Here is a 21,935-nt window from a genome sequence, read left to right as displayed (position 1 = left end):
GTAGGCCGAACCCTCATACGGCCTACCAGGGGGAGTCGAACCCTCATACGACTCGTTCCGCGGTCCGTACCCCTGGCGCACCTCAGGGCAGAGCGCGCCAGGGGACGATTTTTGTCAGGCGGGGGTGCTCCCCGCCGTCTTGTCGCGCAGGCGGGAGGCTTCCCGGGCCAGCGCTTCCACTGTGTGCCAGTCGCGGGCGGCGACGGCGTCGGACGGGAGCATCCACGAGCCGCCCACGCACGCCACGTTGGGCAGTGCGAGGTAGGACGGGGCGCTCGCCGGGGTGATCCCGCCGGTCGGGCAGAACCGTACGTCGGGCACCGGCGAGGCCAGTGACTTCAGGTACGGGGCGCCGCCCGAGGCTTCCGCCGGGAAGAACTTCATGTCGCGTACGCCCAGTTCGCGCAGGCGCAGGACTTCGGAGACCGTCGAGGTGCCCGGGAGGAAGTCGAGGCCGGTGTCGCGCAGTGCGGCGTACAGGGTCTCGGTGCAGCCGGGGGTGACGAGGAAGGTCGCGCCCGCGTCGGCGGCGGCCTTGGCCTGGTCGGGGGTGAGGACGGTGCCGGCGCCCACCCGGGCGCCCTCGACCTCGGCGGCGATGCGCTCGATGGCGCCGAGCGCGGCGGGGGTGCGCAGGGTGACCTCGACGGCGGGCAGGCCGCCGGCGACGAGGGCGCGCGCCAGGGGCACGGCCGATTCGATGTCGTCGATGATGACGACGGGTACGACGGGCGCCAGGTCGAGCGGGCCGGGGCCGACAGTGGCAGCCGAGGAGGCGGGGGAGGTCATACGGTCACCGCCTCTCGGATGTCGCTGTGGGCCTCGAGCCAGGCGCGGGCGCCGAGGAGTGCCGGGTAGGGCGCGGTCACCAGCACCGTGGAGATGCGGTGCAGGTACGCGGCCATCGTCGGGTTGGTCTCGAAGCCCTCGCGGAACTCGCTCTTGACGAGCAGTTCGGCGATGCGCGGCAGGACGCCGCCCGCGAGGAAGACGCCGCCGCGCGCGCCGAGGGTGAGTGCGACGCCGCCCGCGAAGGTGCCGAGCAGGCGGCAGAAGGCCTCGACGGTCGAGGTGCACAGGTGGTCGGTGCCCGCGATGGCGCGGCTGGAGATGTCGGCGGGGGAGAGCGCCTCGGCGTGCTCGCCCTGGGAGCGGGCGACGTACCGGTACAGGCGGGTGAGGCCGGGGCCGGACAGCACGTGTTCGGCGGTCACCATGCCCAGGCCGCCGCGCTCGCCGCGCAGTACGTCGATCGCCTCGGCGTCCTCGCCGTGTCCCGGGCGGAGCAGCATGTGGCCGCCCTCGCCGGGCAGCGGCACCCAGCCGCCGCCGGGGATCGGGACCAGGCCCGCGACGCCGAGACCGGTGCCGGGACCGAGCACCGCCATCGGCAGCGAGGTGTCGGGCCGGCGGTCGCCGATCACCAGTACGTCGTCCTCGCGCAGGTGCGGCAGCGACAGCGCGAGCGCCTCGAAGTCGTTGATGAGGTGCAGTTCCTCGACGCCGAGGCGGGCGCGCGTCTCGGCGACGGAGAGCGACCAGGTGCCGTTGGTGAAGCGGAAGCGGTCGCCGGTCACGGGTCCCGCGACGGCGGCGCACATCGCGCTCGGGCGGTCGGTGACGCCCACGGCGGAGAGGTACTGCGCGACGGCCGACTCCAGGTCGGGGTGCTCGGCGGCGCGGAGTACGAGGATGCGCTCGGCGCGCCCGCCGGGGCGGGTGATGAGGCCGAAGCGGGCGTTGGTGCCGCCGATGTCGGCGACGAGCCAGGGGCGTTCGGCGGAGGGGCGGGGTACGTCGTACGTCATCGCACACCTCCGTCGCTCGGCGCGGCCGGCGCGGCAGCGACGTGGTCGAGCGGGCTGCCGAGGGTGCCGGCGCCCAGTTCGGCGGCGCCGACGCCGGCGCGCAGCGCGGCGAACAGCTCGCGTCCGGTGCCCACCCATTCGGCGTCGGAGGGCGCGCCACCGGTCGCCTCGCGTGCCGCGAACTCGTCCGCCGGGACGGCCAGCGCCAGTTCGCCGGTGACCGCGTCCACGGTCACGACGTCGCCGTCGCGGACCCGGGACAGCGGACCGCCCGCGGCGGCCTCGGGCGTGCAGTGGATCGCCGCCGGGATCTTGCCGGACGCGCCGGACAGCCGTCCGTCGGTGACCAGCGCGACGGCGTGGCCGCGGTCCTGGAGGACGCCCAGGGCCGGGATGAGCTTGTGCAGTTCGGGCATGCCGTTGGCGCGCGGGCCCTGGTAGCGGAGCACCGCGACCAGGTCGCGGTCGAGTTCGCCGGCCTCGAACGCCGCGGTGAACTCGGCCTGTCCGTCGAACACGCGCGCGGGGGCGGTGACGGTGTGGTGCTCGGGGGCGACCGCCGAGACCTTCAACACCGCACGGCCGAGGTTGCCGTCGAGCATGCGGAGGCCGCCGTCGGGGGCGAACGGGTCGTCGTACGCCCGCAGCACCTCGGTGTCGAGGCTCTTCTCCGGGCCGTCGCGCCAGGCGAGGCGGCCGTCCTCGAGGAACGGCTCCTGCCGGTAGCGGTCGAGGCCCGGACCCGCGACGGTCCTGACGTCCGCGTGCAGCAGGCCGCCGTCGAGCAGCGTGCCGATCAGGAACGCGGTGCCGCCCGCGGCGTGGAAGTGGTTGATGTCCGCCGGACCGTTCGGGTACATGCGGACCAGCAGCGGCACCACGGTCGACAGCTCCGCGAAGTCGTCCCACGTGAGCTGGATGCCCGCGGCCGCCGCGATCGCGACCAGGTGCAGCGTCAGGTTCGTCGAACCGCCGGTCGCCAGAAGGGCGACGACGGCGTTGACGAGGGCCTTCTCGTCGACGATCTCGGCGATCGGGGTGTGGTCGCGCACCAGCGTCTCGGGGTCGCCGAGCGCGGTGGTCGCGGTGACGCGCGCGCCCGCGGCGTCGGTGAGCGCGGCCCGCAGCGGCTGGTCTGGGTGCACGAAGCTGGCGCCCGGCAGGTGCAGGCCCAGCACCTCCATGAGGAGCTGGTTGGTGTTCGCGGTGCCGTAGAAGGTGCAGGTTCCGATGCCGTGGTACGCCTGGGCCTCGGCGTCGAGCAGCTCCTCGCGGGTGGCCTTGCCCTCGGCGAAGCGCTGGCGTACGCGCGCCTTCTCCTTGTTGGGCAGGCCCGACGACATCGGACCGGCCGGCACGAACACGGTCGGCAGGTGCCCGAAGGACAGGGCGCCGATCAGCAGGCCGGGCACGATCTTGTCGCAGACGCCGAGCATCAGCGCGCCGTCGAACATGTCGTGGGCGAGCGCGACCGCGGCCGCCATGGCCACGACGTCGCGGGAGAAGAGGGACAGCTCCATGCCCGCGCGGCCCTGCGTGATGCCGTCGCACATCGCGGGCACGCCGCCGGCGAACTGCGCGACGCCGCCGGCCGCGGCGACCGCGAGCTTGAGCTGCTCGGGGTAGTCGCGCAGCGGCTGGTGCGCGGAGAGCATGTCGTTGTACGCCGAGACGATCGCCACATTGGGGCGTACCGGACCCTGCGGGCCGGTGCCGCGCAGCGTCAGCTTCTCCTCGGCGGAGCACGCCGCGAAGCCGTGCGCGAAGTTGGCGCAGCCGAGCTGGGTGCGGGCGGGGCGCCGGGAAGCGGCGGCGGCCACCCTCTCCAGGTACGCCGACCGCGCGGCGGCACTGCGACGGGCTACGCGCTCCGTCACCGCGGCCACCGTCGGGTGGGTCGTCTGCTCGTTCACGATCTCGCTGCCCCTCAGGAAACTTTCGAGGATCAAACTAGGGGTACTTTTGCCGCTTGGCAAGCAAAAGAATGACGCCCGGGCGTAGAAGAGGTGAACTTCGGTCTTTGACCGGGGTAAAAGGGTCCTGGTTCACTGTCTGTATGGCCCGACGCGCGAACCCCCTGCCGCACAGCAGTGCGGGGGAAGTCCTGCAGCTTGTGCGGGACGGTGAGGCCGAGACGCGGGCCGATGTCGCCCGGCTGACCGGTCTGTCCCGTTCCGCCGTCGCCGCGCGCGTCGACGACCTGGTGGCCGCGGGACTGCTCGCCGAGCGGGCGGACCGCGTGTCCACCGGCGGCCGGCCGCCGATGCGCCTCGAACTCAACGCCGCGGGCGGCCTCGTGCTCGCCGCCTCGCTGGGCAGCAGCCGCGGTCAGCTCGCGGTGTGCGACCTGACCGGCACGGTCCTGGCCGTCCGCGAGACCGCGATGGCCGCGGGCAGCGGCCCCGAGGCGGTCCTGTCGCGGCTGCCCGCGTGGTTCGACGCCCTGCTGGAGGAAGAGGGCTACGACCCGGACACGGTCCGGGCCATCGGCGTCGCCGTCCCCGGCACCGTCGAATTGGCCACCGGCCGCGCGGTCGGTCCGCCGAGCCTGCCCGGCTGGGACGGGGTCGCCATCGCCCCGGCCCTGCAGCGCCGCTGGCCCGTCCCCGTGTACGTGGACAACGACGTGAACGTCATGGCCCTCGGCGAGTACCGGACCCGCGGCGACGCGGGGGACCTCGTCTTCGTCAAGGTGTCCACCGGCATCGGCGCCGGCATCGTCTCGGACGGCCGGGTCTACCGCGGTGCGCTCGGCGCGGCAGGCGAGATCGGCCACATCCCCGTCGCCGGCGGCAACGGCGTGCGCTGCTGGTGCGGCAACGTCGACTGCCTCGAAGTGCTGGCGAGCGGGCGGCACCTCGTCGAGACCCTGGCCGCACACGGCGCTTCGGTGTCCGGGGTGCGCGACGTCGTCGCCCTCGCGGGTGCCGGCCACCCCGAGGCGGTACGCCTGGTCCGCGAGTCGGGCCGCCTGCTCGGCGAGGTCCTGGCCAGCGTCGTCAACGTGCTCAATCCCGCGGTGGTCGTGCTGGGCGGCGACCTCGCCGACGCGGGCGACCCGCTGCTGGCGGGCGTACGCGAGGTCGTCTACCGCCGCTCCACCGCGGTCGCGACCCGCGAGCTGAAGATCGTCGCGAGCCGGCTCGGTGAACAGGCCGGCCTCGCGGGCTGCGGCTTCATGGCCCTCGACCGGATCCTCGCCCCCGAGTCCGTGGACGCCACGCTGGCCCGCTACGCCGCCCAGCGCGCCGTCGACGACGCCGTCGCCGTCTGACCTCTGGCGAGAGCCGAAGGGCCGCGCCCCGAGGCGACGGCCAGGCGCGCCCTACCCCGCGACAGCGGCGGGAAATGCGCATGTTCCCAGGCGTCCGCCGGCGTCGCCGGGCGCGCTCTTCCCCGATTACGGCGACGGCGGGACTTCGGCGACCGTCGTGCGCCCTGCCCCCTGCGTCCTGCGCCCTGCGGCGTGCCGCGACGCGGAGGCGGAAAGTTGAAGGATCAACTAGCGGAATGTTGAGTCTTCAACTAACGTTGTGCGTGGCAGACCCGGACAGGCCGGGCCGCAGCGCCGTCCGATGCCGGTTCCGGCCCGGACGGAGACCGAGACCGAGGAGGTCGCCATGCCCGCCGTGACGGTGGAGAACCCGCTGACCCTGCCGCGCCTGCGCAAGCCCGCCGCCGACAGCCGTCCGCGCAAGGTCGTCCAGGTGGCGAGCGCGCCGAGCGGCCTCGAAGGGGAGGGTTTCCCGGTCCGCCGCGCCTTCGCGGGCGTCGACCACGCGCGCCTCGACCCGTTCATCATGATGGACCAGATGGGCGAGGTGGAGTACGCGCCGGGCGAGCCGAAGGGCACCCCGTGGCACCCGCACCGGGGCTTCGAGACCGTGACCTATCTGATCGACGGAACGTTCCAGCACCAGGACTCCGCGGGTGGCGGCGGTCTGATCACCGACGGCGACACCCAGTGGATGACCGCCGGCTCGGGCCTGCTGCACATCGAGGCTCCGCCGGAGGAGCTGGTGGTGAGTGGCGGCCTGTTCCACGGCATCCAGCTGTGGGTCAACCTGCCGTCCGGCAAGAAGATGAGCGACCCGCGTTATCAGGACATCCGGGCCGGCCAGGTGAAGCTGCTGACGACCGAGGACGGCGGCGCGCTGGTACGCCTCATCGCGGGTTCGGTGGCGGGCTTCGACGGCCCCGGCATCACGCACACGCCCATCACCCTCATCCACGCCTCCGTCACCCCGGGCGCCAAGCTCGAACTGCCCTGGCAGCCGGACTACAACGCCCTCGTCTACAGTCTCGCGGGCAACGGCACCGCCGGTGCCGAGCAGCGGCCGCTGCGGCGCGGCCAGACGGCCGTGTTCGGGGACGGCGACAGCATCGAGCTGCGCGCCGACGCGAAGCAGGACGGCAACACGCCCAACCTGGAGGTCGTGATCCTCGGCGGCCTGCCGATCCGGGAGGAAATCGCCTGGTACGGCCCGTTCGTGATGAACACTCACGCCGAACTCGCCCAGGCGTTCGACGATTTCAGGTCGGGCAGGATGGGAAACATCCCGGCGGAGAGGGTCTGACCTGATTGGTCGGGCCCGGCTCCGGGGGAGCCGCCGACACGGCAGCCGCAAGCAACGGGGCCGCGGGCAACTCGCCCGTGGCCCCGTTCGCGTGTCCGGAAGAAGGTGTGTCGCATGTCGTTTGGTCGACTCATGCATCTGACGATCCGTCAGGTGCCTTAGGCTGTCCGGGTGGTGCGCTGCGGCGCACAGGCAGGTCACGGAATGCGCCGGTGTGTGCACCCCTTGACGCTGCCTGGCGGGCTGGCCACACTGAGCAAGGTCAACTGGAACATACCGGTTTGTGTGCAATATGCGTCCCATTCCACGGGGGGATGGGAGCGAGTGCCGTACTACCTACCGCGACGACCACCCGGGGGCGGAAGATGTCTCAGGTGAGGGACGCGTCGCGACACCGGGCGGGAGGCGGTGGCTGAATGGCCGACTCGCCGTGGCGGAAGACGATCCGCGAGAGCACCGTCAAAAACCGTGTGAGCACGGTCAACTGGGCCGCGAAGAGCATCATCCACTCGGAGTTGCTCACCGCCCTGATTCTCGGCGCCGCGTGTGTGGCCGCCGTGATCCTGCACCTGCGCGGCAACGCGTCCAAGGGCGAGTGGGTCGGCATCGCCATCGCGCTGCCGTGGGTGCTCGCCGCCGTACGGCACCGCCGGATCTGCCGGCCCTGCCCGCACGGTGTGAAGGGCGGAGGGTCATGAGTTCCCCGGGGTCCGGGTCCCCGAAGCCCCGGTCCACGCGCCTGGGCCGACTCGGCCGCGGCCGTCCCAAACCCCCGCCGGCCCCCACCCCGCCGCGTACCGGTTGGAAGCCCAAGGGCGCTCCGCAGACCGGTGGTTCGGGAGGGTCCGGCGGTTCCGGAGGCGGCAGGCCGGCGCCGGAGCGCCGGACCCCGCCGTCGCGCGGCGGCGGTGCGCGCACCACATCGCGTCGGCCCGGCCAGGGGTCGAACGGCGCGCGCCAGGACGGCACCGACGGCAAGCAGGGCGCGAAGTCCGGCGAACGCAGGCGGCTTCCCCGGCAGTTCCTGCCGGGCGGCGCGGCCCGCGGCGACGGTGCGGAAGACGGCCCGAACGCCGGCGGCACCAGGCCGGACATCCCCGCCGTGCGCGGTGGCGGCTGGAATCCGGCCGGATATACAGCTGTCGATTACTTCATGCTGATCCCGGGCTTCGCGGTCGCCTACTACGGTGGCCAACTGGTGCAGGAATGCGCCGTCGAGGCGAGCGGCAGGGCGGCGTTCTTCCTGTGGCTGATGATCGGGTTCTGGATCACCCTGGCGACCGCCAAGTGGCCGACGTTCCGGGTCCTGCGGTGGTCCTGGGTCCTGGCGGGCGTCCTCGGCGCGGTCTGGACTCCCGGGTGAGCCAAGGGATATCGCGATCGCAGATTTCACCGTCCCACCAAGTACGCCGCCCCATCTGCCGGGGTAGGTCACCGCACACAGGGATCCACAGCGCTGGACCGGAGGGGAACCATGTTCACGCCACTCGCCGCCGTCGTCGCCGCACCCGAGGACACCACGCCGGTGGGTCAAGGGGTGACGATCGGCGTACCGATCATCATCATCTTCATCCTCTTCTACCTGGTCACCCACAAGGGTTACAAGATGGGCGGGCTCATCCTCGCCTTCGTGGCCGGCGTGATGCTGTCCGGCACCGCGGCGGCGGGCTCGCTGTCGCAGCTTGTGGAGTCCGTGGTCAACGCGGGGGTCAACGCCGTCACCGACGTCTTCCGCTGAGCACGTGCGCGCACCGGTGATCAGCTGACGGAACGGCCGCGGGCGGCCTGGCTTCCGGGCCGCTCCAGGTACATGTGGTCCGGCGGAGCGAAGCCGAACCGCGCGTAGAGTCCGTGCGCGTCGTCGGTGTGCAGCATCCAGCGGAAGTCGCGGCCGTCGCCCTCTTCGACCATCACGCGCACCAGTTCCTGTCCGAGCCCGTGCCCGCGCGCCTCCGGCAGCACGTAGACGTCCGCGAGGTACGCGAACGACACGCCGTCGGAGACCGCGCGCGCGAACCCGACCATGGCTCCGTCCTCGGTCCGGTACGCGCCCACGACGCGCCACGACACGTCCAACTGGCGTTCGAAATGTGGGCGTTCACGCCACTTGCCCCAATAGGCGGCAGTGGACAGAAACGCCCATACGGCGTCCCTGTCGATCCGGGCCGGGGCGTCGTCGAGCTCGTATTTTCCTCGGATGATCGGCATTCCCGGACCCTATGCGACCGCGGCGCGTCCGGCAGGCGTGCGGCGCCGATCGGTGTGAGGATCAGTGGGCGACCGCCGAGAGGACTCCCGCCATGCCGTTCATCGGTCCCGCCATGCCGGGCAGCGTGCACATCATGTCGCTCAACCTGCGAGGCCCCGAGGACCTGCCGCCGCACCGGTGGGCGGACCGGCGGCCGGTCGTCGAGCAGTTGCTGCGCGACGAGCAGCCGACGGTGCTCGGCACCCAAGAGGGCAAGTGGCACCACATCAGGGATCTCGCGGAGACGCTGCGGCCGACGTACGACTGGATCGGTCTCGGCCGTTCGGGCGGCAGCAAGTCCGAGTACACCGCGATCTTCTACGACTTCACGCGCCTGGATGTGATCGAGTACGACCACCTCTGGCTCTCCACCGTCCCGAAGCTGATCGGTTCCCGGACATGGGGCAACGTCCAGCATCCGCGCATGCTCACCTGGGCGGCCTTCCGCGACCGCACCTCGGACCGCGAGTTCGCGGTGGTCAACACGCACTTCGATCACTTCTCTGCGCTCGCCCGGCTGCGCAGCGCGCACTTCGTACGCAGGCTCACCACGCGCAAACTGCACCGCGCCCGGCGGCCCGTGCTCGTGACCGGCGACTTCAACGCCGCCGCTCCCGAGGCACGGCCCTACCGGGTGCTCACCGACGACGGCCTCTTCCGCGACGCGTGGACGACGGCCAAGGAGCGGCTGAGCGAGGACGTGCGCACGTGGAACGGCTACACCGACCCCGTGCCGGGCCGCCGCATCGACTGGATCCTCGCGGACCGGCACTGGGACATCGCACGGGCCGGCGTCAACACCTTCACCGAGGACGGCCTGCACCCGTCCGACCACTGGCCGGTGCAGGCGCTCGTCAGTCTGCGCTGACCACGGCGCCCGTCCCGGGGCCCGCGGCCTGGCGTTCCCCGTCGCCGGCGTCCCCGCCGTGGAACTCGTGCACCACCTCGATGACGCCGACGATGTGCGTGTTGAACTCCGCCAACTCCTCGGCGGGCACCCACAGCTCGAGGATCGTCCGGCCGCCGACCTGCCGGACCGGGTACCTGCCCAGGAACTCCGAGTCGACCTCGAACCGCGTGACGTAGCCGGAGCCGCTCGCCGGCACGTTCCAGTCGCGCGCGATGCGGATCGCGTACGCCTCGTCGAGCACCGGGTAGAAGATCGGCTGCTCGGGCAGGCGGGGCGGCCAGGCACGCCAGTCGGACGCGGCCACGAGCGCGAGTTCGTCGGGGCCGGTCGGGCGCCACAGGGTGGTGGTGGGGCGGTCCATCGCGAACTCCGGTCGCTCGACGGTGTTGTTCTCACTCTGAGGACAAAGTGTCCCGTGCCGTGCCGCCCCGCCGCGAGCGGATTTCGCGGGCCTGTCGGCAGGTTCCGGGGGAACGCCCGCCGACCCCGCCGACCCACCGACAACCCTCACCAACCCTCGCCGACAGAGCCACCCGCAGCACCACGAACAGCGCCTGTCAGCAAGCTGTCAGCGTGGCCCGGGTGCTGACAGCGGGGTGTCAGCGCACCGTACGCGGCCCGTCAGCGCGGTCCGAGAACGTCTTCCCATGACGAACGCACCCGCCGCCGCCAAGGCCGCCGCCCCCACCCGCGGCCCCGTCGCCGCCTTCATTCGCTTCGTCGTCTGCGGCGGGGGCGTCACCCTCGCGGCAAGTGGCCTTCTGGTCCTGCTGACCGGCCTCATGCCGTTCTTCGCCGCCAACGCGATCGTGACCGTGGTGTCGACGATCGTCACCACCGAACTCCACGCCCGCGTCACCTTCCGCAGCGCCGAGCGCGGCTGGGGTGTGCACCTGAAGTCGGCCGGGACCGTCGCGGTCGGCCTCCTGGTCACCACCGCCGCGACGGCGGTCCTCCACGCGCTGGTCGCCGACCCCGGTGTGCTGGTCGAGCAGGCCGTGTACCTGTCCGCCTGCGGGCTCACCGGCATCGGGCGGTTCGTCGTGCTGCGCATCCTGGTGTTCGCGAGCCGCAAGCAGGCCGAGCCGGCACCGCACGGGTCGGCGCTGCGCGAGGCGGTCGTGGTCGCCGCCGCAGACCTGCCGCGTACGTCGGTCGTCGTCGCCGCCTGACCGCCCGCGCGGCGGTCAGGTCAGGAGCCGGTGGGCCTCGGGGTCGGGCGTACGCAGCATGTGCCAGTAGTCGACCAGCCGCCACGGGCACGTGACCACGACGCGGCCACTGCTGTTGCGGTAGTAGCCGCGTACCGTCGGGTGGCTCCACACCAGGTTGTCCATCGCGGCGTCGACGGCGCGGCTGTACGCCTCGTGCGCCTCGGCCGTCGGTTCGATCGCCCGGGCGCCGCGCTCACGCACCAGGTCGAGGCAGGCGAGCACGTGGTGGAGCTGCACCTCGGAGATGAAGTTGTTGCCGGCGCCGTGGCCCGGGCTGGAGTTGGGGCCGGAGAGCACGAAGAAGTTCGGGAAGCCGGGCACGGTGACGCCGAGGTGCGCACGCGGGTCCTCGTCCCCCCACACCTCGGCGAGGGCGACGCCGTCGCGGCCGGTGACCGCGACCGAGCGCAGCATCGGCAGCAGGTGGAACCCCGTGGCCAGCACCAGGATATCGGCCTCGACGGTGTTGCCGTCCGCGGTCCTGACGCCCTCCGGCACGATCCGCTCGATCGGGTCCGTGCACAGCTCCACATGGTCGCGCCGCAGCATGCGGTACCAGTCGACGTCCCGCAGAATGCGCTTGCCGAAGGGCGGGTACGCCGGCACGACCTTCGCCAACAGGTCCGGACGGTCGCCCAGTTCCTCGCGGGCGTAGGCGATCATCACCTGCCGCAGCCGCTCGTTCGCCGCCGACACGGACACCTCGGGCGAGGTCCACGCCGGATCGACGGCGACGTGGGCGAAGTTGCCGTCCGAAGCCATCCAGTACGTCATTGCGCGGAACCATTCCGCGTAGGCCGGCACATGGCGCATCGCCCAGAGCGTCCCCTCGGGCACGGCCAGGTCGGCGGCGCGGCGCGGCTGGATCCACGACGGCTGCCGCTGGAAGACGGTCAGTTCGGCCACGTCGTCGACGATCGTCGGGGCGGTCTGCATGGCGCTGGCGCCGGTCCCGACCAGCGCGACGCGGCGGCCGGTGAGGTCCAGCTCGGGATCCCAGGCCGCCGTGTGCACCACGGTTCCGGCGAAGTCGCCGAGGCCAGGGATGTCCGGGTACATCGGGTCCTGGAAGAACCCGATGGCGCCGATCACCGCGTCGGCCGTCTCGACGGCGGCGGTGCCGTCCGCGTGGCGGGTCGTCACGGTCCACTTGCGCGCGTCCTCGTCCCAGGCGCAGGAGACCACCTGGGTGTCGAACTCGATGTGCTCGCGCACCCCGTACGCGTCCGCGCATTTGCGCAGGTAGTCGAGCACGATCGGCCCGGACGAGTAGAAGGCGGGCCAGCCGGGGTTGACGGCGAACGAGTACGAGTAGAAGTGGCTGGGGGTGTCGACGCCGACGCCCGGATAGCGGTTGACCAGCCAGACCCCACCCACGTCGGCGTTGCGCTCGTACACGCGGTACGTGTGCCCGGCCTCGGCCAGCCGTACGGCCGCCGCGATCCCGGTCAGCCCGGCGCCGATCACCACGACGTGCCGCCCGGTCGGCGCCGGCGGCGCGGCGCCGACCGGCGCCTCCAGCGCGTCGAAGCCGCACTGGTCGCGCAGCACCGGCAGGTACTCCGGGCCCACGTCCTCACGCGCGAACGTCGACACCATCGCGTGGAACAGCTCGTCGGGCAGCGGCTTGTCCACCGTGGCGGAGCCCCCGGTCAGTACGTCCGCGAGCCGTGCCGTCAGCGCTTCGACCAGGTCCCCGGTGTCGGCGCGGGGGTCGCACACGGCCGCGAACTCGCCCAGCGCCCCGGCGTCGTGGGTGACGTGCACCAGCGACATCAGCATCGCGCGCGGATCGGCCCCGGCGAGGGCGGCCCGCGCGGCGGCGGCGTCGTACCCCGGCAGAGGCAGGTCGGCGGCGCCGGTGCGGGGATAAACGGTCGTCACGGAGGCCTCCGGAGCGTTCGAACCCGAGGTGGGCCGGGCGGATCTCGGGAAGTTCCCATTGGGAACATCTGGATCCTGGGGCCTGCCGCGCACGAAGTAAAGGGCTGTTGCGAGGCAACGGGGGCGCAACGACAGCGCCGCCACCTCGGGCCAGATCGCCGGGAGCAACCGGCTGTACGAACGCGAGCACCGGGCCGGCTCCGCACCGGGCCGGCTCCGCACCGGGCTGCGCAGCTACGCACTCGTCGGGAACGAGGACCCGATCGCCGTGCTGCGACCACGCCGAGGACGACGTCGCCATCCCGGCGATTCGGCTCCCCTGAGCGGCCGTCGTGCCGATGTAAAGCGTCCTTGACACGCTGAGGATGTAAAGCGTACTTTCCATGTGTGCGGAATGACGTCCGGCGGCTGCGGACCGCCCAGGAGCTCTCCCAACAGGCGCTCGGTGCCGTGTTGGGGGTCTCCAGGCAGACCGTGAACGCGATCGAGCAAGGCCGCTACGACCCGTCGCTGCCGCTGGCGATCCGTATCGCCCGGCACTTCGGGACAACGGTGGAGGAGATCTTCCATGTCGACGACGACACGTAGTCCTGCCCACAGCCGGTGGTCCGTCCTGGCGACGGCCTGCCTCATCGGCACCGCCATGGCGGTGATCGCGGCGGTGAACGGCAAGGTGTTCCTGGCCGTCGCGATGCCGGTCATCGTGATCGGCTACGCCCTGGCCGTCACTTTCCTCGGCCGGCGCAGCGACATCGCCGCGCAACTCGGCGGGCGCGAGGAAGACGAGCGCCGCAGGCTGATCAACCTCAAGGCGACCTCGGCCTCGGGAGCCGTGATGATCATTGCGACCCTGGCCGGCTGCCTCGTCGAACTCGCCCGCGGCGACGTCGGCGGCCCGTTCACCTGGCTCGCCGCCGCGGGCGGTGTGTCCTACATGGCCGCGGCCGCGTACTACACGCGGCGCGGCTGACCCCGGCACCCCGCGGGCGCAAGCGACGCGCCGGCGGACGAGCCACCACCGACGACGCGGGGACGGCGGTCTACCGCTTGACCTTGCGGGTCGCGCGCAGCCACTCCTTGTTCATCGCGGTGATGGACGGCAGCGGGATGCCCTTGGGGCACGCGGTCGCGCACTCTCCGGTGAGCGTGCAGCCGCCGAAGCCCTCGGCGTCCATCTGCGCGACCATGTCGAGCACCCGGGTCTCGCGTTCGGGCGCGCCCTGCGGCAGGACGTTGAGGTGGTTGACCTTCGCCGAAGTGAACAGCGACGCCGAGCCGTTCGGGCAGGCCGCCACGCACGCGCCGCAGCCGATGCACTCCGCGTGCTCGAAGGCGTGGTCGGCGTCGGCCTTCGGGACCGGGGTCGCGTGGGCCTCGGGCGCCGATCCGGTGGGGGCGGTGACGAAGCCGCCGGCCTGGATGATCCGGTCGAACGCCGAGCGGTCCACCACCAGGTCCCGGACCACCGGGAAGGCCGCGGCCCGCCAGGGTTCGACGTCGATGGTGTCGCCGTCGCGGAAGGACCGCATGTGCAACTGGCAAGAGGTGGTGCGTTCGGGGCCGTGCGCGTCGCCGTTGATGACCAGGCTGCACGCGCCGCAGATGCCTTCGCGGCAGTCGTGGTCGAAGGCCACCGGCTCGTCGCCGCGCAGGATCAGGTCCTCGTTGAGGGTGTCGAGCATTTCGAGGAACGACATGTCCGGGGAGACGCCGTCGACCTCGTATGTCTTCATCGCGCCGGGGGCGTCGGCGTTCTTCTGCCGCCAGACGCGCAGGGTGAGCTTCATGCGTAGCTCCGCTGGGTGGGGTGGACGTACTCGAAGACCAGGTCTTCCTTGTGCAGGGTCGGCGCCCGGCCGGCGCCGGTGAACTCCCAGGCCGCGGCGTACGCGAACTCGTCGTCCTTGCGCGCCGCCTCACCGTCGGGGGTCTGCGACTCCTCGCGGAAGTGCCCGCCGCAGGACTCGCTGCGGTGCAGGGCGTCCAGGCACATCAGCTCGGCGAGTTCGAGGTAGTCGACGACGCGGTTCGCCTTCTCCAGCGACTGGTTGAACTCCGCGCCGGTGCCCGGGACCTTGACGCGCCGCCAGAAGTCCTCGCGGATCTGCGGGATGCGGTCGAGCGCCTTGCGCAGCCCGGCCTCGGTACGCGCCATGCCGCAGTGCTCCCACATCAGTTCGCCGATCTCCCGGTGGAAGGAGTCGGGCGTGCGGTCGCCGTCGACGGCGAGGAGCCGGGCCAGCCGGTCCTCGGTCTCGCGCCGGGCGGCGACGGCGGCCGGGTGGTTCGCGTCGGCCTGCCCGGCACCCGCGGGCCGGGCGGTGTGCGGGGTGCGCGCGAGGTAGTCGTTCACGGAGGCGGGCAGGACGAAGTAGCCGTCCGCGAGCCCCTGCATCAGCGCGGAGGCGCCGAGCCGGTTGGCGCCGTGGTCGGAGAAGTTGGCCTCGCCGATCGCGAACAGGCCGGGCACGGTGGTCTGGAGGTCGTAGTCGACCCACAGGCCGCCCATCGTGTAGTGCACGGCGGGGTAGATGCGCATGGGGACTTCGTACGGGTCCTCGGCGGTGATCCGCTCGTACATCTCGAAGAGGTTCCCGTACTGCTCCGCGACCTTGTCGCGGCCCAGGCGCGCGATCGCGTCGGCGAAATCGAGGTACACGCCCTGCCCGCCCGGCCCGACCCCGCGTCCTTCGTCGCAGACGTTCTTCGCGGCACGCGAGGCGATGTCGCGGGGCACGAGGTTGCCGAAGGACGGGTACATGCGCTCGAGGTAGTAGTCGCGTTCGGCCTCGGGGATCTCCGCGGGGGGCCGCCGGTCGCCGGGTTGCGCCGGCACCCAGATGCGGCCGTCGTTGCGCAGCGATTCGCTCATCAGCGTCAGCTTCGACTGGTGCTCGCCGGTACGCGGGATGCAGGTGGGGTGGATCTGCGTGAAGCAGGGGTTCGCGAAGTACGCGCCGCGCCGGTGCGCCCGCCACACCGCCGTCGCGTTCGAGTTCACCGCGTTGGTCGAGAGGTAGAAGACGTTGCCGTAGCCGCCGGACGCCAGCACGACGGCGTCCGCCAGGTACGTCGCGATCTCGCCGGTCACCAGGTCCCGCGCGACGATGCCGCGCGCCCGGCCGTCGATGACGACCAGGTCGAGCATCTCGGTACGCGGGTGCATCTCGACGGTGCCGGCCGCGATCTGCCGGGAGAGTGCCTGGTAGGCGCCGAGCAGGAGTTGCTGCCCGGTCTGGCCGCGGGCGTAGAAGGTCCGGGAGACCTGGACGCCGCCGAACGAGCGGGTGTCGAGGAGGCCGCCGTACTCGCGTGCGAACGGCACGCCCTGGGCGACGCACTGGTCGATGATCTCGACGGAGATCTCGGCGAGGCGGTGGACGTTCGACTCGCGCGCGCGGAAGTCGCCGCCCTTGACGGTGTCGTAGAACAGCCGGTGCACGGAGTCGCCGTCGTTGCGGTAGTTCTTCGCGGCGTTGATGCCGCCCTGCGCGGCGATCGAGTGCGCCCGCCGCGGCGAGTCCTGGAAGCAGAACTGCAGGACGCGATATCCCTGTTCGGCGAGCGTGGCGCCGGCGGACGCACCGGCGAGGCCGGTGCCGACGACGATGACGGTGTGCTTGCGCCGGTTGGCCGGGTTGACGAGCTTCGCCTCGAAGCGGCGGCGGTTCCAGCGGTCGGCGACGGGGCCGTCGGGGGCCTTGTCGTCCGCGATCGGTGCCCCGATCGCGTAGTCGGCGTAGCCGGCGTCGTCGTGGTGGTCGTGGTGGTCGTGGTGGTCGCGGGAGTCGTGGGTGCTCATGTCAGTCCACCAGTCCGGTCATGACGGCGACGGGTACGGAGATGAAGCCGATGGTCAGCGTCGCCGCGAGGAGGTTGGCGGTCGCCTTCAGCACGCGGTCGCGCTTGGCGCTGCCGACGCCGAGCGTCTGGGCGGCGCTCCAGAATCCGTGCCGGATGTGCAGGCCGACGGCGAGCATGGCGACGATGTAGACGGTGTTGCCGTACCAGGTGGAGAAGGTCGCGACGACGTTCTCGTACGGATGGCCCGCCTGCGCGTTCTCGTTCACGGTCAGCGTCGTCAGGTCGAGGATGTGCCAGACGATGAACAGCGCCACGATGACGCCGCCCCAGCGCATGGTCCGGGTGGCGTAGCTTGCGCGGGGGCGCGGGTGGGCGTACCGCACCGGGCGCGCCCTGAGGTCGCGGCGGCTGAGCTGGTACGCGCACACGGCGTGCAGGATCACCGACGCGAGCAGCCCGAGCCGCACGATCCACAGGCCCCAGTGGCTGTGCAGGACCGGCTCGCCCATGTGCCGCAGCCAGTGGCCGTAGCCGTTGAACTCGTCGGGGCCGAAGAAGATCTTGAGGTTGCCCGCCATGTGCGCGACCAGGTACCCGAGCATGATCAGCCCGGTCACGGCCATGACCGTCTTCTTGCCGACGGAGGAGTCCCACAGCGTGCGGGCGGTGGGGGGCCGTCGGTCCCTGGTTGCGAGAGCCATGAAGCCGACGGTAGGCCGGTATCCACCAGAGGTCCAAGACATGATCCTGCTCGTCTTGATAGCTAGTTCCTATCGTGGAGCTAGACTGTCCGCATGCAGTTCCAGCAGTTGGCGTACTTCGTCGCGGTGGCCGAGACGCGGCACTTCACCCGGGCCGCGGAGCGGGTGCACGTGTCGCAGCCCTCGCTCTCGCAGCAGATCCGGGCGCTGGAGACCGAGCTGGGCACGGAATTGTTCAGCCGGGCCCGCGGCAACATCGCGCTCACCGAGGCCGGCGAGGCGCTGCTGCCGCTCGCGCAGCGGATCCTCGCGGACGCCGACACCGCCCGCCTGGAGGTGCAGGAGCTGGCCCAGCTGCGCCGCGGGCGCGTGCGGCTCGGCGCCACGCCGAGCCTGTGCACCGGTCTGCTGCCGGATATCCTGCGGACCTTCCACGACATGCACCCGGGCATCCGACTGCTCATCGAGGAGAGCGGATCGCACGGCCTCGTCCGCGAACTGGCCCGCGGCGCACTGGACTTGGCCTTGGTGGTCCTTCCGCTGCCGCGTCCCTCGCCGGTGCTGACGACGGTGGAGCTGCTGCGCGAGGACCTGGTCGTGGTCTCGTCGGCCGCCGGGCCGGCACCCGGCGACGGGCGTACGGTCGCCGTCGCCGATCTGCGCGACGAACCGCTGGTGATGTTCCGGCACGGCTACGACCTGCGCGAACTCACGGTCGCGGCATGCCGCGCGGACGGCTTCGAGCCGTCCTTCGCCGTCGAGGGCGGCGAGATGGACGCGGTGCTCGGGTTCGTACGTGCGGGCCTGGGCGTCGCCGTCGTCCCGAGCATGGTGGCCTCGCGCGCACGAGACCTGAGGGTCACGCCCTTCGCCCCGCAAAGCCGCCTGCAGCGCACCATCGCGCTGGCGCACCGCGCCGACGTCGCCCCTTCCCGCGCGGCCCGCGAGTTCCAGAAGGTGCTGCTCGCCTCCCATCAGCGTGGCCTGGCCGCCGCGGGGACCGAGGACACCGCGGGATGAAGCGCGTCACGGGCGGCGCGATCCGCATGGTCTGCCTGGTATGCGCGGTTCGTGTGGTCCACGCAGTTGGCATGGTTGGCGCGGTTCGCAGGGTCTACGCGGTCCGCGCGGTCGGAATGTCAGACACTCCAGGCGTCCGCGCCCAGCAGCGCTTTGATCTCCGAAGCGAACGCCGTCGTGTCGGCGACCGCCGGACCCAGGCGCATCAGCGTGGTGCCGCCGTCGCGGTTGGTCATGCGCAGGCGTACCTCGGTGTCGCCGGGGTGGCCGAGCAGGACGGACTTGAGGCGGGCCACCAGGTCGGGCGTGATGCGGCGTTCGTGCAGCGCGAGCACGACCGGCGGGCGGCCGCCGTGTGCCGCGGCGGAGATGTCCAGCGGTGTGAGACTCTCGCCGAAGACCGAGACGGTGCCGTCCCGTTCGTTGACCCGGCCACGGACGGCGACCGCGTTGTCCTCGACGAACTCCGGTGCGTGGAGCGCGTAGTTCTTCGGGAAGAAGAGCACTTCCACGGACGCGTCGTGGTCGGCCAGCGTGAGGATCGCCCAGGGGTTACCGGCCTTGTTGACGCGGCGGTCGACCGCCGTGACCAGGCCGGCGAGCTGCACGAAGCCCTCGGACCGGCCGGAGCCGAGCAGGTCCGCGACGGTCGTGTCGCGGTTGCGGGCGAGGATGTGCTCGGCCCCGTCGAGCGGATGGCCGGAGACGTACAAGCCGAGCATCTCCCGTTCGGTGGCGAGGAGTTGCCTGCGCGGCCATTCGTCGTCGCCGAGCGTGAAACCGAGTCCGACGGCGGCGGGGCGGTCGGCGGCCCGGGGCTCGCCGCCGCTTCCCCCGGGATCCGCGGATCCGCCGTCGCCGAACAGGTCGAACTGCCCGTGTTCCTCCTGGCGTTTGACGCCGATGACGGCGTCGACGGCGGCCTCGTGCACGGCGTGGAGCGCCTTGCGGGTGTGCCCGAGTGAGTCGAACGCCCCGGCTTTGACGAGTGAGTCGACGGCGCGCTTGTTGCACACGACGGCTTCGACCTTGCCGAGGAAGTCGGCGAAGGAGGCGTACGCCCCACGCTTCCGCCGGCCCCGGATGACCGCTTCGGCCACCGGCACACCGACGTTGCGGATCGCCGTGAGACCGAACCGCACGTCGTCGCCGACCGCGGTGAACTCGACGTCGGACGCGTTGACGTCCGGCGACAGGACCTTGACGCCCAGGCGCCGCGCGTCGGCCAGGTAGACGGCCATCTTGTCCTTGTCGTCACCGACCGAGGTGAGCAGCGCGGCCATGTACTCGGCCGGGTAGTTGGCCTTGAGGTACGCCGTCCAGTACGAGACCAGGCCGTAGCCGGCCGTGTGGGACTTGTTGAACGCGTACCCGGAGAACGGCAGCATGACGTCCCACACGGCCCGCACCGCCGCGTCGGAGTAGCCGTTGGCGCGCATGCCGCCGCTGAACTTCTCCCACTCCGCGGCCAGCACCTCCGGCTTCTTCTTGCCCATCGCGCGACGCAGCATGTCGGCACCGCCCAGCGTGTAGCCGGCCAACTGCCGTGCGATCGCCATGATCTGCTCCTGGTACACGAGCAAGTGGTGGGTGGAGCCGAGGATCGGTTCGAGCGCATCCTTCAACTCCGGGTGGATGGGCGCCGGTTCCTGCTTGCCGTTCTGGCGCAGCGCGTAGTTGGTGTGCGCGTTCGCGGCCATCGGGCCGGGGCGGTACAGGGCGTTCGCCGCGGCGATGTCCTCGAACCGGGTGGGTTCCATCAGCTTGAGCAGGGCGCGCATGCCGCCGCTGTCGAGCTGGAAGACGCCGAGCGTGTTGCCGTCCGCCAGCAGCCGGTACGTCCGGGCGTCGTCCAACGGGATCACCAGGGTGGCCGGGTCCGGCACCGGCGGTGCCACCGTCGCCAGGCGCACGCCCCGGTTCTCCCGGATGTTCCCGATGGCCTGGTCGATGACGCCGAGGTTGCGCAGCCCCAGGAAGTCCATCTTGACCAGCCCCATCGCCTCGCACGAGGGGTAGTCGAAGCCGGTGATGCGCGCACCGTCCGAGGCCCGCATGTGCAGCGGGATGCGGTCGGTGAGCCGGGTCTTGGACAGGATGACCGCAGCCGCGTGCACGCCGGTGCCGCGGGTGAGGCCCTCCACGCCGCGGGCCGTGTCCACAACCCTGCGCACGTCCGGGTCGGCCTCGTACAGCCGCCGGATCTCGCCGGCCTCGGCGTGGCGCGGATGGCCGGCGTCGAAGATGGCGGCCAGCGGAGCGGACTTGCCGTTCTGGTCGGGCGGGAGTGCCTTGGTGATCCGCTCGCCGTGCGCGTACGGGTAGCCCAGCACGCGCGCCGAGTCCTTGATCGCGTTCTTCGCCTTGATCCTGCCGAAGGTGTTCACGAGGGCGGTGTACTCGTCGCCGTACTTCTCGGTGACGTAGCGGACCATCCGGTCGCGCTTGCGGTCGTCGAAGTCGAGGTCGACGTCCGGCGGGTTGATGCGCTCGGGATTGAGGAAGCGCTCGAACAGCAGGCCGTGTTCCAGCGGGCACAGTTCGGTGATGCGCGTGGCATAGGCGACGATGGAGCCGGTGGCCGAGCCGCGGCCGGGTCCGAGGGGGATGCCGTTCTCGCGGGCGTACCGGCAGATGTCCGCGACGACGAGGAAGTACGCGCTGAAGCCCATCGGGCCGATGACCGCCATCTCGGTCTCGAAGCGGTCCAGGACGTGCCGGGGGAGCGGGTCGCCGTACCGCATCACCAGGCCCTTGACGGTCTCGGAGCGGAGCCACGACTCCTGCGTCACGCCCTCGGGCACGTCCGGGAACAGCGGCATCTCGTCGACGTGGTCGAAGACTTCGTCGTACGCCCCGACGCGCTCGGCGACCAGCAGCGTGTTGTCGCACGCCTGCGGCAGGTCGGCGAACAGCTCGCGCATCTGGGCGGCGGTCTTGAGGTAGTAGCCCGACCCGGCGAAGCGGAAGCGCTTCGGATCGTCCTTGTTCTTGCCCACCCCGATGCACAGCAGGTTGTCGTGGGCGTCGGCCTGGTCCTCGGTGACGTAGTGCGCGTCGTTGGTGGCCAGGAGCGGGATGCCCAGGTCACGGGCCAGGCGCAGCAGGCCGTCGCGGACGTCGCGCTCGATGTCCAGGCCGTGGTCCATGAGTTCGAGGAAGTAGTTCTCCCGGCCGAAGATGTCCTGGTACGCCGCCGCGGCCGCCCTCGCCTCGGCGTACTGGCCCAGCCGCAGCCGGGTCTGGACCTCGCCGGACGGGCAGCCGGTCGTGGCGATGACGCCGTCCGGCCGCTCGGCGATCAGCTCGCGGTCCATGCGCGGCTTGCCGGCCGGGAACTGGCCTTCGTAGCTGGCGCGCGTGGCGAGCCGGAACAGGTTGCGCAGGCCGCGCGCGTCGTACGCCCACATGGTCATGTGGGTGAAGCGTCCGCCGCCCGAGACGTCCTTCGACCCCTCGCCGTCGTCGCCCGTCGCGCGCCGGCCACCCGGGCCCCAGAACTCCCTGGTGCGGGAGAAGCGCGACGACGGGGCGACGTACGCCTCGATCCCGATGACCGGCTTGACGTCCGGGAAGTCCCGCGCGACGCGGGCGAACTCGTATGCGCCGAACATGTTGCCGTGGTCGCTCATCGCGATCGCGGGCATGCCCTGCCGGGCCACTTCGGCGAACATCGGCGCCAGGCGCTGGGCACCGTCCAGCATCGAGTACTCGGTGTGGTTGTGCAGGTGGACGAACGAATCGGGCACGGCGTCATCTCCGGGAGGCG

At 71.6% G+C, this 21,935-nt stretch carries 20 protein-coding genes; 10 read left to right on the top strand and 10 right to left on the bottom strand.

The window, feature by feature from the left end:
• Positions 1-114: 114 nt before the first annotated feature.
• Genes eda through edd form a run of 3 tightly spaced genes read right to left on the bottom strand, consistent with a single transcriptional unit; the run spans position 115 to position 3,721 of the window.
• Complete coding sequence (gene eda / locus ACWD12_RS14435) at positions 115-789, bottom strand: bifunctional 4-hydroxy-2-oxoglutarate aldolase/2-dehydro-3-deoxy-phosphogluconate aldolase (RefSeq protein ID WP_450099815.1); 675 nt, start codon at positions 787-789, stop codon at positions 115-117.
• Complete coding sequence (gene glk / locus ACWD12_RS14430; RefSeq protein ID WP_450099814.1) at positions 786-1,808, bottom strand: glucokinase; 1,023 nt, start codon at positions 1,806-1,808, stop codon at positions 786-788. Before glk ends, eda begins: the two co-directional genes overlap by 4 nt.
• Positions 1,805-3,721 carry a phosphogluconate dehydratase gene (gene edd, locus ACWD12_RS14425; RefSeq protein WP_450099813.1) on the bottom strand — a complete coding sequence of 639 codons (1,917 nt, stop codon included), beginning with the start codon at positions 3,719-3,721 and terminating at the stop codon, positions 1,805-1,807. The genes glk and edd overlap by 4 nt, the downstream gene beginning before the upstream one ends.
• Before the next feature lie 143 nt (positions 3,722-3,864).
• On the opposite strand from edd, the gene ACWD12_RS14420 reads away from it, so the two are divergent.
• The 5 genes from ACWD12_RS14420 (at position 3,865) to ACWD12_RS14400 (ending at position 8,123) form a co-directional block, all read left to right on the top strand.
• Positions 3,865-5,082, top strand: coding sequence for an ROK family transcriptional regulator (locus ACWD12_RS14420; protein ID WP_358347016.1), 1,218 nt, complete (start codon positions 3,865-3,867; stop codon positions 5,080-5,082).
• A 346-nt stretch (positions 5,083-5,428) separates the two neighbouring features.
• Positions 5,429-6,385: a pirin family protein gene (locus ACWD12_RS14415; protein ID WP_358347014.1), complete on the top strand. Its 957-nt coding sequence runs from the start codon at positions 5,429-5,431 to the stop codon at positions 6,383-6,385.
• A gap of 416 nt (positions 6,386-6,801) precedes the next feature.
• The gene (locus tag ACWD12_RS14410) at positions 6,802-7,083 is read left to right on the top strand and encodes a hypothetical protein (RefSeq protein ID WP_358347012.1); all 282 of its coding nucleotides are present in this window, start codon (positions 6,802-6,804) and stop codon (positions 7,081-7,083) included.
• Positions 7,080-7,748: a hypothetical protein gene (locus ACWD12_RS14405; protein ID WP_358347009.1), complete on the top strand. Its 669-nt coding sequence runs from the start codon at positions 7,080-7,082 to the stop codon at positions 7,746-7,748. The genes ACWD12_RS14410 and ACWD12_RS14405 overlap by 4 nt, the downstream gene beginning before the upstream one ends.
• Positions 7,749-7,859: 111 nt before the next feature.
• On the top strand, positions 7,860-8,123 hold the full coding sequence (locus tag ACWD12_RS14400) for a hypothetical protein (protein WP_358347006.1): 264 nt from the start codon (positions 7,860-7,862) through the stop codon (positions 8,121-8,123).
• Positions 8,124-8,143: 20 nt separating this feature from the next.
• Here ACWD12_RS14400 and ACWD12_RS14395 read toward each other — a convergent pair whose 3' ends face one another.
• Positions 8,144-8,593 (bottom strand): GNAT family N-acetyltransferase, encoded by a 450-nt coding sequence (locus ACWD12_RS14395; protein WP_450099812.1) that lies wholly within the window; start codon positions 8,591-8,593, stop codon positions 8,144-8,146.
• A gap of 92 nt (positions 8,594-8,685) precedes the next feature.
• On the opposite strand from ACWD12_RS14395, the gene ACWD12_RS14390 reads away from it, so the two are divergent.
• The gene (locus tag ACWD12_RS14390; RefSeq protein WP_450099811.1) at positions 8,686-9,501 is read left to right on the top strand and encodes an endonuclease/exonuclease/phosphatase family protein; all 816 of its coding nucleotides are present in this window, start codon (positions 8,686-8,688) and stop codon (positions 9,499-9,501) included.
• Here the strand turns inward: ACWD12_RS14390 and ACWD12_RS14385 are convergent.
• On the bottom strand, positions 9,488-9,904 hold the full coding sequence (locus ACWD12_RS14385) for an ADP-ribosylation/crystallin J1 (protein ID WP_450099810.1): 417 nt from the start codon (positions 9,902-9,904) through the stop codon (positions 9,488-9,490). The two genes, ACWD12_RS14390 and ACWD12_RS14385, sit on opposite strands and share 14 nt — an antisense overlap.
• A gap of 286 nt (positions 9,905-10,190) precedes the next feature.
• Here ACWD12_RS14385 and ACWD12_RS14380 point away from each other — a divergent pair, with 286 nt between their 5' ends.
• A complete protein-coding gene (locus ACWD12_RS14380) occupies positions 10,191-10,715 on the top strand; it encodes a GtrA family protein (protein WP_450099809.1) in 525 nt (174 codons plus the stop codon).
• A gap of 15 nt (positions 10,716-10,730) precedes the next feature.
• Here the strand turns inward: ACWD12_RS14380 and ACWD12_RS14375 are convergent, their stop codons facing one another.
• Entirely contained in the window at positions 10,731-12,641 is a 1,911-nt protein-coding gene (locus ACWD12_RS14375) for a flavin-containing monooxygenase (RefSeq protein ID WP_450099808.1), read from the bottom strand.
• Positions 12,642-13,028: 387 nt separating this feature from the next.
• Between ACWD12_RS14375 and ACWD12_RS14370 the strand changes: the two genes are divergently transcribed.
• Positions 13,029-13,229: a helix-turn-helix transcriptional regulator gene (locus ACWD12_RS14370; protein WP_450099807.1), complete on the top strand. Its 201-nt coding sequence runs from the start codon at positions 13,029-13,031 to the stop codon at positions 13,227-13,229.
• Complete coding sequence (locus ACWD12_RS14365; RefSeq protein ID WP_450099806.1) at positions 13,210-13,611, top strand: hypothetical protein; 402 nt, start codon at positions 13,210-13,212, stop codon at positions 13,609-13,611. The genes ACWD12_RS14370 and ACWD12_RS14365 overlap by 20 nt, the downstream gene beginning before the upstream one ends.
• 70 nt (positions 13,612-13,681) lie before the next feature.
• Here ACWD12_RS14365 and ACWD12_RS14360 read toward each other — a convergent pair whose 3' ends face one another.
• The 3 genes from ACWD12_RS14360 to ACWD12_RS14350 are packed head-to-tail and all read right to left on the bottom strand — an operon-like array spanning position 13,682 to position 17,146.
• Positions 13,682-14,428 carry a succinate dehydrogenase/fumarate reductase iron-sulfur subunit gene (locus ACWD12_RS14360; protein WP_450099805.1) on the bottom strand — a complete coding sequence of 249 codons (747 nt, stop codon included), beginning with the start codon at positions 14,426-14,428 and terminating at the stop codon, positions 13,682-13,684.
• The gene (locus ACWD12_RS14355) at positions 14,425-16,443 is read right to left on the bottom strand and encodes a fumarate reductase/succinate dehydrogenase flavoprotein subunit (protein ID WP_450099804.1); all 2,019 of its coding nucleotides are present in this window, start codon (positions 16,441-16,443) and stop codon (positions 14,425-14,427) included. The genes ACWD12_RS14360 and ACWD12_RS14355 overlap by 4 nt, the downstream gene beginning before the upstream one ends.
• Position 16,444: 1 nt before the next feature.
• Positions 16,445-17,146: a succinate dehydrogenase cytochrome b subunit gene (locus ACWD12_RS14350; protein ID WP_450099803.1), complete on the bottom strand. Its 702-nt coding sequence runs from the start codon at positions 17,144-17,146 to the stop codon at positions 16,445-16,447.
• Between the two features lie 93 nt (positions 17,147-17,239).
• Between ACWD12_RS14350 and ACWD12_RS14345 the strand changes: the two genes are divergently transcribed.
• A complete protein-coding gene (locus ACWD12_RS14345) occupies positions 17,240-18,166 on the top strand; it encodes a LysR family transcriptional regulator (protein WP_450099802.1) in 927 nt (308 codons plus the stop codon).
• Positions 18,167-18,285: 119 nt separating this feature from the next.
• On the opposite strand, the gene dnaE is transcribed toward ACWD12_RS14345, so the two are convergent.
• On the bottom strand, positions 18,286-21,915 hold the full coding sequence (gene dnaE, locus ACWD12_RS14340; protein WP_450099801.1) for a DNA polymerase III subunit alpha: 3,630 nt from the start codon (positions 21,913-21,915) through the stop codon (positions 18,286-18,288).
• Positions 21,916-21,935 lie beyond the last annotated feature (20 nt).

Source organism: Streptodolium elevatio, from assembly GCF_053592165.1.
This window is presented reverse-complemented; position numbering and strand designations above follow the sequence as displayed.